Raw genomic sequence first — 15,300 nt, forward strand, 5'->3', positions numbered from 1 at the left:
ATGCCCATCACAGCAAAAGACATTGTCATCTATGAGTCTGCTCGGCTGACTGATGAAGACAACGGCGGCGGCCTGCCGACTGGCAAGAAGGTGATCGATGGGCAGGTGAACAACCTTTTCCCGGATACCTCCCGCCTTGACCGTACCCAAGGCCGGGTCAATATCCGTAAGGTGTTTTGCGGGGTGGCGGTGGATACCCAGGAGGTATACCAGGGCTCTCACTTCATGGTGAGCAAGGATGCCGCCGACAGCCACGTCAACATGATCGCCTTTGCCGGTACCGCTACCGATATTCGCGCCACGGTCAAAAACGACATCGAGAGCTACCTGGTGCCCGGTGTCAGTGCGCGGATGTATCTGCTCGGCGACCAGTACAAGGGCCAGCGGATGATCCTCGCCTTTCAGGAGCTGTCGGCGCCAGAGCCCGAGCTTGGCGGCACCATGCTGTTGCGGGGGGAAGATCCTGATACCAAGGCCGCCTATGAGCAGTACATCAAGGTCGCTGAGTATGAGGCGCACGAGCAGACCTTCACCTATGAGCACAATGGAGAGTTCAAAACTCTGGTGCGCCGGGTCTGTACCATCAAGATCACCGCCCGCCTGACCGCCACCTTCTATGGTGGCATCCCCTGGCCAACTGGGGCGAAACCGGCAGGCAGTGCCAAGGTCGCCGACATTCTATCCACCACGGTCGCCGATGCTGCCCGCTACTATGGGGTGGCGGCGCTGGCTCGCCGTGCCATGCCGGGGGATCTGCAGGTGCGGATCAATTCAGTCTACAAGCCGATCGTACCGAGCGCCTACAGCGAGAACCTGCTCACTGACCGGGCAGCGGCGGCCGATCTGGCGATCATGCAGCCTGCTGGCCCTGCCATCAGTCGCCCGCTGCAGTTCGCCCTGGTGGCGGGTAGCCAGTCCCGCAGCTATCTGGAACGGGTACCGCAGCGCGGTTCGCTGCAGCTCAGTCTGGATGGCGGGATTTTCAAGTGTGATGGGTCTGGCACCTTGCGCCACCAATCCGGCAACAACAACTTCAGTCGGGTCGAGGTCAACTTCGAGACTGGCCAGATCGATGCCTGGCGCAATGCGGGCAACTTCACCGGGTCTGCCAATGCCACCTACACCCCGGCAGTGCGGATCCTGGGGAACCTGATCAGCGTCAGCCGTGAGGTCACTCCCGCCACGCGCACCTTTAACTGGACATTCGACCTTTCGGCCGCTGTGCCCATGCCGGGCTCGCTGCGGGTGGCCTATCGTGCGCTCGGCAAGTGGCAGCAGCTAGATGACAGCGGCAGTGGCCAACTGGTGGGGCAGGGGTCGGGCACCATCAACTTCGTGACCGGTTCGCTGGCGATCACCACCGCCGCGCTGCCTGATGCAGACAGCGAGATCATCGTCCAGTTCCAGCCCTCTCAGGCGCTGGAGGTTGAGCTGCTGCTCGGCACCAAGGCGGTTGGCAAGAATCAGCGGCTGGAGCTGCCTGATGGCATCCTGCCCGGTTCGCTGCGGATCACCTGGGTCAATGGTGGCACTAACTATGCCCTCAACAGCGACAGCCAGGGAATGTTGACCGGTAGCGGCAGCGGCGTGGTGCGCGATGTCGATGGCCTGATTGAGTTCACCCCCAGCGTGATGCCGGGGGATGGTCTCTATCAGATGAGCTACACCAAAGACATTCGCCTGATGGGGGAGGCGGTGATCCCGGGTGCGGGTAGCCAGAGCGCCAACGGGTCGGTGGGCAAGGAGTTCAAGCCGGGCTCGTTCCTGCTGCGCTATGCGGTGCGCCGCTTCAACTATGCGGGTCGCTACAATGCCCAGGGTGCAGGCAACTACACCACCCACAATATCGATATTCGTGACGATGGGGCGGGCAATCTCAAGCGTGGCAGCGCGATTGTCGGGGTGATCAGTTATCAGACCGGAGTGTTTTCCTTCACATGGTCACAGGGCTACAGCTACAAGTACGAATACTATGTCGGTCAGAACTGGACGACAGGTACCGTCAACCTGTTTGAGGAGATGGTGGGCCCCGGTAGCTGGCAGGCGCTGGAGACCGGTCCAGGTGCCACTCCCATCAGTAAACAGGTCAATGCCCCGGAGCTCGACTTCTCCCTCGGCAAGCCCAACATCCTGACCGGTTCACTCTGGTTTATCGATGGCGGCAACCACTACATCGAGCGGGACGGCATCCTCTGGAAAAACCCCGACTCTCGCACGGGGGCAGGTAGCAGGGTTGGTCGAGTGGATCTGGGCGCCGGGCGGGTGGTCGTCTCGGATATGAACGACTTCACCGGCAACATCAACCTGTTGGCCTGTGCCCGCGTTATCACGGCGGGCTTTGCCGCCGAGCTGACCTTCCGCACCCCCGGCAGCCCGCTCAAGCAGGCCAACTTCCAGCTGGCGGCAGTGGCCTATGATGGCACCCTGATCAATGCCAGTGCCGATGCGGCTGGCCATCTGGTTGGTGATGGGGTGACCGGTTCGGTCAACACCAACACCGGGGTGGTGAAGGCCACGTTTAACAAACCGATCATGGCCAGCTCGGCCCGCTACAACACCGTGCTGCTCACTGCGCTGCCGCTCGATGCCACCCGCATCGGGCTGGATCCGGTACGCCTGCCCGCTGATGGCAAGGTGCCCATCTATCAGGATGGCGATGTGCTGGTGCTGTCGCACACCGCCACCCAGGCGGTGGGCTCACCAGCCGGTGGTGCTGTGCTGGATGCAGGGCGCGACTACGTTGCCGATCTCTATCTGGTAGGGGCCAACGGCAAGCGCCTTGCCCCGTCCCAGTACACCGAAGATCGGGATGGTGGCACCCTGACCCTCAAAGCCGGTTACAGCCTGGTGGATGAGGCGGGCACCACAGTCACCACGCCGCTCACCTTCGTCAATCGCATCGAGCATATGAGCCTGGTGCAGGACGTGCAGATCAGTGGCGATTTGACCCTGGCTATTCCGCTTGTCCATGAGTATCCGGCCAGCGAGACCATGGTGAGCAGCTGCCTGCAATTTGGTGACCGGTTTGCCAGCTGGGGCAGCAACTTTGTCCAACAGAGCTGGAACAGTGCCAGCCCGAACTGGCAGGACACTCCCTCCGGTGGCGCCATCAGTGCCAACTATAACTGGGCAGATCATCCGGTGCAGGTCACCAATCGCGGCGCGGTAGACGAGAAGTGGGCGCTGGTCTTCACCAGCACCACCACCTATAACCTGCTGTCGCAGACGCGGGGGCTGATTGCCTCCGGCAACCTGACCACCGACTTGGCGCCGCTCAACCCCAACACCGGCACCCCCTATTTCGTGCTGGAAGCGGCGGGCTTCTCCAGCGGTTGGGCCACCGGCAACGTGGTGCGCTTCAATACCAGCTCGGCCCTGGCGCCGGTATGGCTGCTGCGTTGTGTCAGCGTTGGCAGGGCGACCCACCCGGATGATCGCTTTGAGGTCACCCAGCGTGGTGATGCCGATTAAGCGGCGATCTTGGAGTAATGAGAGATAACGAGGAGCCGCACCGTGCAGCGACTATCAGGCAGTGTCAATGATCAGGGGATTGCGGTGGCAGAGGCCGTGGTGCTGGCCCTGCCGCGCTTTGCCGGGGTGATCCCCAGCTCCTCGCCGCCCAAGGTGGGGCGCTGGGTGATTGGCCATACCCGCACCGATGTGGCAGGGGCTTGGCAGCTCGATTGCGACTATTCAGGCCCGGTCATCGTGATGTGCTGGGATACCACAGGACGACAATTGGCCCCCATGGTGCTGGGGCCGGTGGAGGCATAGATGGCATTGGAATTTGGTTCCGGCACGCAGGCAGACCCGTATCTGCTGGTCAATCTAGCCGACGTTGATGCATTTGTTAAAACGAAGGTTGATTCAGGCCAGTGGTTTGCATTAACAGCAGACCTTGATGTTTCTGCCTCAATTATTAACATATATGGTTGGTCATCAAAATCATGGAAATTTAATCTGGATGGTCGTGGGTTTAAGCTTTTTTTAAAAGTGAATTATTACTTTGGTGGGATATATGATTCTATTTTGAAAAATGTACACTTACGAGTGGTAACTACCCATTCATATCTTTTTTCTAGTAATCCCACCGGAACCATCATTTTAAATAATGCAATTATAGAATTCCCCAACGCTACACCAGCTACAACTCGCATTGCTGTTTCTGGTGGCAATGGCTTTGTAATGGAAAGCACAACATATTTTGGTGTTAAAGCTGGGGCAGTGAGTATTTATAAAGTTGGTAATGCTACGCCAAATACAATCAACGTAAATAGTTTTGCTGATGGTAACCCATACAATAAAGATAATTACGTAGGACTTAATGAGTTATATTGGATTTTTGATGGCGTTAGCTTACCAAGACCTCGCCCTCAGGCGACTGCAGACCTGACCAATCGTTACGCTGTAAAAGGCCAAAGCAAAGTTGGTGGTAACGGTCGTCAACGCAATCTGGCCGCGTTTACCGAAAATGGCTTGCGCTACAAGGTGCAGGATACCAAGGCCGACGGTTCATTTTTTCTGAATCTGAATGATGTAACTACCCCGGTCATTGTGTTGGCCTATGACGATATCGGGGCCAAAGCGGTCATCAATACCGCTTATAGTCTGAACCAGATTATTCACCCGGCCACCCCCAACGGCTTTCGGTATCGTTGCACCTTGGCTGGCAATAGCGGCGCGACTATTCCACCAGAACCTTGGAGCACGACCACCGTATTAACCATTGGGGCTGCCAAATTTACCCCAGAGCCGGTCTATGAACCCAAAGCCCATGGCCCGTTGCTGCCAGTGCTGTTTAATGTAATCACTGAGCAACCCGTGTGAGGTCGTGATGACACCCTATTTAATGGCCGCTGACCCTCGTGCACTATTGTTTGATGCCAGTGCAACCTACGTTTCCCCCGCAGCCACATCGGTGCTGTTCGATGTGCCAGATTGGCTGGAACGCATTATTACAGGCCGTGTGGCTGGTGTGGTCACGGTGCGCGATATTGGCCGCGCCCGCGAAGTGTTGGTGCTGAGCGCCGAACCCATAGATGGCCAGTATCGGGTGCTGGCCGAGGTAACCAGCGCCGCTGATGGGGCCTTTGCTGCTCAGTGGCAGACCTACCAGGGCAAGGTGCTGGTGGTGGGGATCTCTCTGTTCGGGGAATCCTTCCAGCCGCAGCGCATCTATCAGGTGGGGGAGGTGCTCAGCCCCTCCGAGTGGACGGGCTTTGTCTATGTCTGCGAGCAGCCTGGCACGGCAGGAACCCAAGAGCCGGTCTGGCCGCAAGCGGAAGATGCGGCGGTGCAGGTTGGCAGCGCGGTGTTCCGCACCCGGCAATATCTGCCCATCGTGGCCCATGGCCCGCTGCAACCCGCCATTGAGGTGAGCTGATGTATCTGCCACCCCCCGCGACATCCATCCCGCTGGCATTCAAGACGCCGCGCAGCCCGGTGTTCCTGCCCGCCGCCGCCACCATTCATTTCTATCTGGGCGGTGCGTTGCGCCCGCCCTTGGCCCCGGCAATCCAGTCCAGGGTGGCCAGCCATTGGTTGGGGCTGGCACGGGTGACGGATAGCGAACTGGCACTGGACGCTGGCACCCTGCGCGAGAGCGATCTGTGTGAGGCGCTGCCGTTCGGTAGTGCCGTGGTACGGGATCATCAGCTGCAGGCGCCGCTGACGCAGGCCACCCCACGCGATCTGGCCCAAGCTGGCGGCTGGTTGCAGGCCACCAAGCTGGATCTGAACCAATGGCAGGGGTTGGCGATGAGCACGGCCCGCGATCAGCGCCCGGTGTTCGGCAGTTGGCAGCAGGCGGCCAAGCCGCTGGATCTGGCCAACAACACGCCATGGCAGCAGCCGCCAGCCCGAGACCAGACCAACCAGACCAGCTGGCATATCACCGATCTCAGTCATCGCCCCTGGGAGCTGCGCTGGGATGGTCAGCCCCCTCTGTTAACCCGGCTACCCACCCGCTACAGCCTGGATTTTGCCCTGACCGCCGCCACTGGCGAGTGGCAGGCAATGAGCCTGGTGCTGTCGCTGGCATCGCCCCAACCGAGCCGCCCCGTTGCCCCCCGTGATACCGGCCATGGCTTGCCTGCGGGTTATGCCCGCGTGGCAGACCAGAGCGATACCATGCCCTGGGGTGTTGGTGCCAAGCCGCTCGACCCTGATTGGGGTCTTGATCACGGTGATAACTCGGGCGGCGAGATCGGCGATCGCGATCCCCCCATCAACCCCAAACCGGCGCCCTATATCATCATGAACGAGATCAGCTGTGTTGCCGTCAATGGCAGCGAGCGTGTACCGCTCGCCCTGTTCAACCAGAGCCTGAAACTGGATATCGACAGCTTTGTGTGGGAGCTGACCGGCGAGCTGCGGGGCAAGACCAATCTGCCCTATGTGAAGCCGACCGCCACTGGCCCGCGTCATATCGAACTGACCATCAACGGCTGGACGTGGCTGTTTGCGGTGCAAAGCTACCGGGTCAACCGCTCCCTGGGCAGTGAGGTTTATCCCTTCACGGCCCGTTCGCGCACTCAGTTCCTCGATAGCCCGTGGGCTTCACTGGTCGATGTAGCCGTGCCCAATGAGCTGACCGCATGGCAGCTGGCCGCCGAGCTGCTGACTCCGCTTGGTTTCACCCTTGAACGCCCAGCCCATGGCGAGTGGGTGCAGACCCCGGATTGGCCGCTTGCGCCGGGCTCCATCAGTGAACGGATGGCCCCCAAGGAGCTGCTGGCTCGCTTGGCCAAGGCCGCCGGGGCGGTACTGGTGCCCCATATGAGTGAGGATAAGGTGACGGTGCAGCCCCGGTATCTGGTGAGCCCGTGGCGTTGGGCCACGGCGCCGGATTCGGCTTTTAGCCATCTGATCCCCGAGGAGATGATCCCGGAAGAATCGAGCGAATCGGCATCCAGCCCCCGCCTTGAGCGGGTATTGATTGCTGGTACCACTCACGGGGTGGTCACCGAAGTGGTGCGCACCGGCACTGCAGGCAGCGAGAGCGGCGAGGATATCAGTGATGTGCTGGCCCAGACTCACCCGGTCAATGCCGAGCGGGGCCGCAATGTCATTGCTGACTCGGGCGAGCAGGAGCTGATCACCCTGCGCTTGCCGCTGATGCGTCCGGGCCAGGCGCCTGGCTTGGTGGTGCCTGGTCAGCTGGTGAAGGTGCTGCGGGCCGATGGCAGTCATACCAGAGCGCTGTGCATCAGCAATGCGCTGGCGCCCTCTGGCATCAGCTCGGTGTGGCAGAACGTCACCCTGGAAGTACACTTGGACATGGAGGCGTAGATGGCGAGCAACAACCCATGGAAGAAGTTTGAGGCCATGCTGCCGAGCACGGTGCGGGTAAGGGGAAAGGTGATCCTGGTTGATACCTTGCGCGGTACCAGCCTCATCGAGCAAGTCGGCGGCTCTCGCCTGCGGGTGTTCGGTACCGGCGCTGCTGTTGGCCGTTGGGTGCTGGCTGAGAATGGTGCAATTGTGACCCAGCTCCCCGATCTGCCCTTTGCCAGAGTGGAGGTGTAGAGGTGCAATTGGTACCATTTGTCTGTTGATTCAATCCATCGGAGGACAAATGAAACACTGGATGTTACTCGGCCTGGTCGCCTTGCTGCCCCTGACTGTCAACGCAGGCGCCATGCGCTGCAAGAGCGCCTTGATCAGCGATGGCGACTCATCGTTCAATGTGCTCAAGAGCTGCGGCCAGCCGCAGATGAAGGAGGACATTATCGACGAGCGCCTGCTGGATGCCCCCAAGATCGGGGAGCGCTGGACGTATCAGCAAGGCGCGAACTCTATCCCCCAGGCCGTGACCATCATCAACGGCAAGGTGGTCAAGATAGAAGACCTCACCCGCTGAGAAAGACAATGGCCACGCGATGTGGCCATTTAAATACCTTCGTTTAACGCCTCGATACCTCTTATCAAAGTCTGCGAAACCGGTTCACCAAGTTTGATAAAACCACCGTTGTGGCGGGTTTTCGTTTTTAGCGAAAACATTTTTCATTTTTCGCGGCGGGCTACAGTTTCACAGTCGAGAGACTGGGAGAGCAAGGGGGAAATCGGATGGAATCACTACTAAGCGAACTGGAAGAGTTTGTTGAGACGCTGGACCTGGCGCCTGAGGAGGAGAGCAAGATCGCGCGCATTCTGGAAAAACTACGCGATGAAGCCACCGCGTCAGCGTGACGCGGAAGGATTCGGATTGGCCCGCCACTGTGCGGGCTTTTCTATGCCTGGATGGCAGAAAAGAAAAAAGCCTGCATTTCTGCAGGCTTTCTTGCTCTTGGATCACCAGTGGATCATTTCGATTCCAGTTTTGGTCCAGTCACTGTCGCTATGTTTTTGCTAAGTGGCTGTTTTTTCTGGGTTTGTCCTGTCGGTGTCCTAGTTAAATTGGTGGAGCTGGGGGGATTTGAACCCCCGTCCAAAATTACTACATCCTTGGCACTACATGCTTAGTCACTCTTTACATTCGCCAACCCGCTGCGGAGAGACACGCCACGAATTGACTAGCTCGATTGGTTTTAATGCTTCCGCCCCGAGCAGGACTTCCACACGATCCTGTGAAGGATGACCTTCCGATTCCCTAGGACACAGGCAAGCTAGGGTAGAAGGGCTCTATGCAGGTTATTAAGCTGCTAGTGCGTAGTTTTCGTCGTTTGCGACTATTTTTTTGCGGTTTATTAACGAGGCCTACCGCACCTCGGCATGCACCTTGGGTTTCGTGAATCTTGTCGAATCCAGAATCAGCCCCAAGTTGTTAATTGCGATTGTACGCAAAAATGCTGTCATAGCAAGGCGTTGATACCCATTCCCTCTGGCAGCCAGTCTGTTTGCCGATTTATTGTACGCAGCTGAGCCTGAAGAGCCAGCTGCGCCGGGGGAAGGTGAACTGGCGTTCTGATCCTGCCAGTCGCAGGTTAGCCGCGATGCTTGTTCTTCATGATGCGGGCTTTCTCCCGATCCCATTCGCGGGCCTTGGTATCTTCGCGCTTGTCGTGCTCTTTCTTGCCCTTCACCAGGCCGATCTCGACCTTGACCCAGCACTGTTTCCAGTAGAGGGCGAGGGGAACTATGGTGTAGCCCTGACGGGCAATCAGGCTTTCGAGCTTGTCGAGTTCACGACGGCTCAGCAGCAGTTTGCGGGTGCGGGTCGGGTCACATACCACATGGCTGGAGGCCGCTTGCAGTGGCAGGAAGCTGGAGCCGAACAGATAGGCCTCGCCATCGCGGAAGATAACATAGGCTTCGCTGATGTTGGCCTTGCCCGCCCGCAGGGATTTGACTTCCCACCCTTGCAGGGACAGACCCGCTTCGATCTTCTCTTCGATGAAGTATTCGTGGCGCGCGGTTCTGTTGAGTGCAATGGTGCTGGACCCGGCTTTGTTTTTACTGTTTTTTTTGCTCATGACGGGCGATTTCCGGCAATGACTAGGAGGCTCGTATTATACGTAGGCAGGGGCGGCTGTAAAACGCGCAGCAGGTCAAGTGGTGGCTTTCTGAGCGGTTTGGCTGAGGTTTTACCTCCACAACCCCAAACATGGTGATAAAATCGCGCCGATTGGATGAGGAAAAGCCATGCCCCGAATTACGCGCAGTGCCCTGGTGATGTTCAGTGCAGAACAGATGTTCAAGTTGGTTAACGATGTGGATGCCTATCCGCAGTTTTTGCCCGGCTGTGTCGGCAGCCGTGTCCACGAGGCTGGCGATGACTACATGATGGCGTCGGTCGATGTGGCCAAGGCGGGGATTGCCAAGACCTTTACTACCCGCAATCAGCTTGATGTGAACCGCCAGATCAGGATGGAGCTGGTGGATGGCCCGTTCCGCAAGCTGGCGGGCTGGTGGACCTTTACCCCGCTCGATGTGGATGCCTGCAAGGTGGAGTTTGATCTCGATTTCGAGTTTACCTCCAAGCTTATCGAGGTGGCCTTTGGTCAGGTATTCCGCGATCTGGTGAGCTCCATGGTCTCCGCCTTCTCCAACCGGGCGAAGGAGGTATACGGTGTCTGACCAGCTCAACATCGAGGTTGTCTATGCCTTGCCGCAGCAGCAGACGGTGATTGCCCTGCGGGTGGCGCCCGAGACCTGCGTGCTGGCGGCCATCGAGCAGTCCGGCATCGTGCAAAAACACCCCGAGATCGATCTGGCGGTCAACAAGTTCGGTATCTACAGCCGCCCGGTGAAAGGGAGCGAGCCGCTGCACGAAGGGGATCGTATCGAGATCTACCGCCCGCTCATCGCCGATCCCCGCGAGATGCGCAAAAAGCGGGCCGAGAAGGCCAAAGAGGAGGGGAGAGCCGATAGCGTGACCGGTGGTCGCCCTGATGTGCATCGCAAGCACCGCGAGTAGCGCTCAGGTTTTTCTTGCAGAAAAAAGGCGCCGAGGCGCCTTTTTTTGATCCCGTTAGCCGGTGAGCTTGCCGAGGGGATATCAAGAGAGGGTGGCTTCTGCCACACCCAGTCGGGCACGGGCCCAGGCGGCCAGTAGCTCTACCCCGCTTTGCATCACCCGCTCATCGAAATCGAATTCGTTGTGATGGTGTGGTGCCGCCAGATCGGCCCCCAGGATGAGGTAAGCCGCTTCGCCCCCCTGCTTTTGCACCCGCTCCATCAGAAAACCGGCATCTTCGCTGGCGCCAAAGCGGCGAGTCTGGATAGTGGCGAGCCCTTGCTTGCGGGCCAGCGCCGCCAGCTCGGCCTGCAGCGCCGGACTGTTGTCGAGGGCAATGGCCTCACCCTGCTTGATGATGCGGTAGGTGACACCGTGGGCTAGGGCGGTACCTTCGACGATGCGCTGTACCTGACTGAACATGTAGTCGTTGAGCGCGCTGTCGGCGCCGCGGGTCTCACCGCGCAGCTCGGCATGATCGGGGATGACGTTGCGACCGCTGCCTGCGTGAAGCTGGCCGACGTTGATGCGGGTCATGCCGTCGCGGTGGCGGGGAATGCCGAGCATGGAGGTGGTGGCCATGCAGGCGGCGGCCAGCGCATTGCTGCCTGCGTTGGGTTCGAGTCCCGCGTGGGCGGCGGTGCCCATAAAGTGGACGTCGAACTTGGTGGAGCAGAGAAACTCGGTGGGGTTGATCACCAGCTCGCCGCTGCCAGCGTGAATACCGATATGGAGCGAGAGCAGGGCATCCACGTCATCGAGTGCGCCACCGGCAGCCAGCGCCTTGCCACCGCGGCACCCCTCTTCGGCGGGTTGGAAGAAGAGCTTGATGCGACCGCACAGCTGCTCCTTCATCGCCATCAGGCGGCTGGCCAGCCCCATGCCGATGGCGGTGTGGCCATCGTGGGCGCAGGCGTGCATCCACCCCTTGTTGTGGGAGGCAAAACCCTCTTGCTGCGGTTGGTGCTGTTCGGCGTCGGACTCTTCCACCTCCACCGCATCGATATCGAAGCGAAAGGCCAGGGTCGGACCGGGACGGCCGGTATCCAGCTCGCCCATCAGGCCAGTGACATCGCCGATCCGCTCCAGCCAGTCGGGATGGGCCCCCTGACGGCGGGCGCGAGCCTTCTCGGCCGCCACATCCACATCACGGCCCATCATCAGATTGCTGGCCAGCAGCTTGTCGCCGAGCACGATGCGATAACCGAGCTCGCTCAGGTGGTGGGCAATCAGGCTGGTGGTGCGAAACTCTTTCCAGGCGGCTTCCGGCAGGCGGTGCAGGTCGCGGCGCCACAGGATCAGGTGCTCAAGGGTCATCTTGGCTTCCTTGGTGATTCGATTTGTCGGCTATTGTGCCTTTTTTCCCGGCTGACCACACGGGGGCTGCAGCTGGTCGGGGGAGCTGTGCGTGCGAGTGGTGGCTGTGAGGGCAGTGAATAGTGGTGAGCGCCCATAAAAAACGCCTCCACAAGGGAGGCGTTGTCGATAGCTGGTTATCAGGCCGCGTGATGGTAAGCGGAGGCTTCAAACAGTTTCTTGTTGGCCACCAGATCGATGGGGTCAAAATCATCGACGTTGATGGTGCGCAGGCGACTTACTTCGGCGCGGCGCAGCAGCTCGGCTTCGCTCTGGGTCAGTACGCCAGCGGCCAGGCCGATGTCGGCCACCTTGTCCAGCGCCATGAAGGGACGCTTGATACCATCGCTCTTGCAGACTTTCTCGAACAGCGGCTCGGCGGCCAGTACGTCATCGAGCGCCTGCTCCAGCAGACCGAAGGGGTTGCCCTCTTCGCGGGTCAGATACTGCCCCTTGGCCAGGCGACTACGGGTCTCGCTCGGGGTTTGCAGCAGACGGGCAACCTGTTGATCCAGCTTGTCGCATGGACGGTTCAGGTCACGACCCAGCGGCAGCACCACGGCGCGCAGGGCAAGGCCAATCCACCGGTTCGGGAAGTTGCGCAGCAGCTCGTCGATCGCCTCTTGTGCCTTGAACATGGCATCTTGCAGTGCCCAGTGCAGCAGCGGCAGGTCGGCCTGCTGGCGTCCCTCGTCCTGATAGCGCTTGAGGGCGCTGGAGGCGAGATAGAGCTGGCTCAGCACGTCGCCAAGGCGGGCGGAGACCCGCTCCTTGCGCTTGAGCTCGCCACCCAGAGTGCCCATCGCCATGTCTGACAGGAACGCCAGGTTGGCCGAGAGGCGGGAGAGTTGCTGGTAGTAGCCCTTGGTCTGATCCTTGTAAGGGGCCGCGGCAAAGCGGGCGCCGGTGATACCGAGCCAGAAGCTGCGTACCAGGTTGCTGATGGCAAAGCCGACGTGGCTGAATACCGCCTTGTCGAAATCTTTCAGCGCCTGCTCCTTGTCGGGATGGCTGGCGGCCAGCATCTCCGGCAGTACATACGGGTGGCAGCGGATAGCGCCCTGACCGTAGATGATCATGCTGCGGGTCAGGATGTTGGCCCCTTCCACCGTAACGGCGATGGGGGCACCCTGATAGCCACGGGCCAGATAGTTGTTGGGGCCCATGCAGATGGCCTTGCCGCCGTGGATGTCCATGGCATCGATGATGCACTTCTGGGCACGGTCAGTGAGGTGGTATTTGACGATGGCGGAGATGACCGAGGGTTTCTCGCCAAGGTCGATACCTGTCACGGTCAGGTTGGCTGCGGCGCCCATGATATAGGCGTTGCCACCGATGCGGGCCAGCGGCTCTTCAATCCCTTCCATCTTGCCGATGGGCAGCTTGAACTGGCGACGGATGCGGCTATAGGCGCCGCTTGCTAGGGCCAGCATCTTGACGCCACCTGTGCTGTTGGAGGGCAAGGTGATGCCGCGACCGACTGACAGACACTCGACCAGCATGCGCCAGCCCTGACCGGCCATGGCCGGGCCACCGATGATGAAATCGAGCGGGACGAACACATCCTTGCCCTGGGTCGGGCCGTTCTGGAACGGCACGTTGAGCGGGAAGTGGCGACGGCCGATGCCGACACCCTTGATGTGAGTGGGAATGAGGGCGCAGGTGATACCGAGCTCTTCCTCTTCACCCAGCAGGTGTTCCGGATCACGCAGTTTGAAGGCCAGACCCAGCACGGTAGCAATGGGGGCGAGCGTGATGTAGCGCTTGTTCCAGGTGAGGCGCATACCGAGCACCTCTTTGCCTTCCCACTCGCCCTTGCAGACGATACCGAAGTCGGGGATGGAACCGGCATCAGAACCCGCTTCCGGGCTGGTCAGGGCGAAGCAGGGGATCTCTTTACCTACCGCCAGACGGGGCAGGTAGTAATCCTTCTGCTCGTCGGTGCCATAGTGCTGCAGCAGTTCGCCCGGGCCCAGCGAGTTGGGTACGCCGACGGTAGAGGCGAGCACGGCGCTGGCGCCGCACAGTTTTTGCAGGACACATGACTGGGCGTAGGCCGAGAACTCCAGACCGCCATATTTCTTCTTGATGATCATGGCGAAGAACTTGTTGTCCTTCAGGTATTGCCACACCTCGGGGGAGAGGTCCGCGCGCTCGTGGGTCACTTCCCAGTCGCTCACCATGCGGCACACTTCCTCGACCGGACCATCCATAAAGGCCTGCTCTTCGGCAGAGAGGGTGCTGACCGGGATGGCGTGCAGCTTTTTCCAGTCCGGGTTGCCCGCGAACAGATCGGCTTCCCACCAGGTGGTGCCCGCTTCAATCGCCTCTTTCTCGGTGCGGGACATCTCCGGCATGATCGATTTGTAGATCTTGAACAGCGGCTTGGTTATTTGATTGCGGCGAAATTCCACCAGATTGAGCGGGATGGCGATCACCGCGAACAGCGCCCATACCAGCAAGGGCACATGACCATAGATGGCGCCAAGCACCAGGGCGGCGCCGGTGACCAGGGTGGAGATGAACAGGGATGCCCGGCGATAGGCCAGGGCTCCGATAACCAAGATCACCCCGAGCAGAGTGAGGGTCGTCGTCATTGCTTGCTCCTTGCGTGAAAGATTGCCAACGTGGCGTAACTGATCCAGAGGTCTGACCTGTTGGATATGGCCCCTGTTGTAATTCATACGCACAAAGTTATCAAGCTGTTTACATCTTCATTACCTTCTCTCTGTGATCCCCATAACGCTCACGCGACGCCAGCGCTGTGGCTCGCAGGGGGGCGACTGTGCGATTCGCTTGTGCGAGAATAGCCGCGATCTACACGCACACTAAAAACAGTGGAAGAGACATCATGTACCAAGAATTGATCCGCAATGAACTGACCGAAGCTGCCAGCGTGCTGCAGGCCTTCCTGGCTGATGAACAGAACCTGAAAAACATCGAAGCGGCCGCCAAACTGCTGGCTGACTCTTTCAAAGAAGAGGGCAAGGTGCTCTCCTGTGGCAACGGTGGCTCCCACTGTGACGCCATGCACTTTGCCGAAGAGCTGACCGGTCGTTACCGCGAGAACCGCCCGGGTTATGCCGGTATTGCCATCTCCGATCCGAGCCACCTATCCTGCGTCTCCAACGACTTTGGCTATGACTATGTCTTCTCCCGCTATGTGGAAGCGGTCGGCCGCCGTGGCGACGTACTGCTTGGCATCTCCACCAGCGGCAACTCCGGCAATATCCTGAAAGCCATCGAGGCTGCCCGCGCCAAAGGCATGAAAGTGATCGCACTGACCGGCAAGGATGGCGGCAAGATGGCGGGTCTGGCGGATGTCGAGATCCGCGTGCCGCACTTTGGCTATGCCGACCGTATTCAGGAAGTGCACATCAAGGTGATCCACATCCTGATCCAGCTGGTCGAAAAAGAGATGGCCAAGTAATCAGGCCATCGTCACCAGACAAGGGCAACGCCCATGGTTCGCCATCGGCCGGTTGTTGCCAGTCACAGGGGAAGGGATTGCGCCTTCCCCTGCTGTCTGTCGAACCAGCGTGCTGGTC

General features: G+C 59.6%; 14 protein-coding genes and 1 other RNA gene. 11 read left to right on the forward strand and 4 right to left on the reverse strand.

What is annotated here, in order from left to right:
* The 8 genes from OKB77_RS12560 to OKB77_RS12595 all read left to right on the forward strand — a co-directional run bounded on the left by OKB77_RS12560 (position 1) and on the right by OKB77_RS12595 (position 8,190).
* Positions 1–3,471 (forward strand): hypothetical protein, encoded by a 3,471-nt coding sequence (locus OKB77_RS12560; RefSeq protein ID WP_270817751.1) that lies wholly within the window; start codon positions 1–3, stop codon positions 3,469–3,471.
* Positions 3,472–3,513: 42 nt separating this feature from the next.
* Positions 3,514–3,774 (forward strand): hypothetical protein, encoded by a 261-nt coding sequence (locus OKB77_RS12565; protein WP_270817753.1) that lies wholly within the window; start codon positions 3,514–3,516, stop codon positions 3,772–3,774.
* A complete protein-coding gene (locus tag OKB77_RS12570) occupies positions 3,775–4,827 on the forward strand; it encodes a hypothetical protein (RefSeq protein WP_270817755.1) in 1,053 nt (350 codons plus the stop codon). It begins immediately after the preceding gene.
* Between the two features lie 7 nt (positions 4,828–4,834).
* Positions 4,835–5,383, forward strand: coding sequence for a hypothetical protein (locus tag OKB77_RS12575; RefSeq protein ID WP_270817757.1), 549 nt, complete (start codon positions 4,835–4,837; stop codon positions 5,381–5,383).
* Complete coding sequence (locus tag OKB77_RS12580; protein WP_270817759.1) at positions 5,383–7,290, forward strand: hypothetical protein; 1,908 nt, start codon at positions 5,383–5,385, stop codon at positions 7,288–7,290. The genes OKB77_RS12575 and OKB77_RS12580 overlap by 1 nt, the downstream gene beginning before the upstream one ends.
* Positions 7,291–7,527 (forward strand): hypothetical protein, encoded by a 237-nt coding sequence (locus OKB77_RS12585; RefSeq protein WP_005346850.1) that lies wholly within the window; start codon positions 7,291–7,293, stop codon positions 7,525–7,527.
* 49 nt (positions 7,528–7,576) lie between these two features.
* Positions 7,577–7,861 (forward strand): DUF2845 domain-containing protein, encoded by a 285-nt coding sequence (locus tag OKB77_RS12590; RefSeq protein ID WP_270817760.1) that lies wholly within the window; start codon positions 7,577–7,579, stop codon positions 7,859–7,861.
* Between the two features lie 206 nt (positions 7,862–8,067).
* Positions 8,068–8,190 (forward strand): hypothetical protein, encoded by a 123-nt coding sequence (locus OKB77_RS12595; protein WP_265182620.1) that lies wholly within the window; start codon positions 8,068–8,070, stop codon positions 8,188–8,190.
* A gap of 208 nt (positions 8,191–8,398) precedes the next feature.
* Here OKB77_RS12595 and ssrA read toward each other — a convergent pair.
* Together ssrA and smpB are read right to left on the reverse strand one after the other, a co-directional pair.
* Positions 8,399–8,758, reverse strand: a transfer-messenger RNA (tmRNA) gene (gene ssrA / locus OKB77_RS12600).
* Positions 8,759–8,924: 166 nt separating this feature from the next.
* Positions 8,925–9,413, reverse strand: a complete 489-nt coding sequence (gene smpB, locus OKB77_RS12605) for an SsrA-binding protein SmpB (RefSeq protein ID WP_005334498.1) — start codon at positions 9,411–9,413, stop codon at positions 8,925–8,927.
* 169 nt (positions 9,414–9,582) lie between these two features.
* Between smpB and OKB77_RS12610 the strand changes: the two genes are divergently transcribed.
* Both OKB77_RS12610 and OKB77_RS12615 read left to right on the forward strand, forming a co-directional pair.
* Positions 9,583–10,017, forward strand: coding sequence for an SRPBCC family protein (locus tag OKB77_RS12610; RefSeq protein ID WP_005334496.1), 435 nt, complete (start codon positions 9,583–9,585; stop codon positions 10,015–10,017).
* Positions 10,010–10,357, forward strand: a complete 348-nt coding sequence (locus OKB77_RS12615) for an RnfH family protein (RefSeq protein ID WP_270817762.1) — start codon at positions 10,010–10,012, stop codon at positions 10,355–10,357. The genes OKB77_RS12610 and OKB77_RS12615 overlap by 8 nt, the downstream gene beginning before the upstream one ends.
* 81 nt (positions 10,358–10,438) lie before the next feature.
* Here OKB77_RS12615 and OKB77_RS12620 read toward each other — a convergent pair whose 3' ends face one another.
* Positions 10,439–11,713 carry an amidohydrolase gene (locus OKB77_RS12620; protein WP_270656078.1) on the reverse strand — a complete coding sequence of 425 codons (1,275 nt, stop codon included), beginning with the start codon at positions 11,711–11,713 and terminating at the stop codon, positions 10,439–10,441.
* A 179-nt stretch (positions 11,714–11,892) separates the two neighbouring features.
* Positions 11,893–14,349: an acyl-CoA dehydrogenase FadE gene (gene fadE, locus OKB77_RS12625; protein ID WP_042054645.1), complete on the reverse strand. Its 2,457-nt coding sequence runs from the start codon at positions 14,347–14,349 to the stop codon at positions 11,893–11,895.
* A 254-nt stretch (positions 14,350–14,603) separates the two neighbouring features.
* Between fadE and lpcA the strand changes: the two genes are divergently transcribed.
* Positions 14,604–15,182, forward strand: a complete 579-nt coding sequence (gene lpcA, locus OKB77_RS12630) for a D-sedoheptulose 7-phosphate isomerase (protein WP_005334485.1) — start codon at positions 14,604–14,606, stop codon at positions 15,180–15,182.
* Positions 15,183–15,300: the final 118 nt, after the last annotated feature.

This window comes from Aeromonas sp. Y318-3 (assembly GCF_027706185.1).
Classification (GTDB): domain Bacteria; phylum Pseudomonadota; class Gammaproteobacteria; order Enterobacterales; family Aeromonadaceae; genus Aeromonas; species Aeromonas veronii.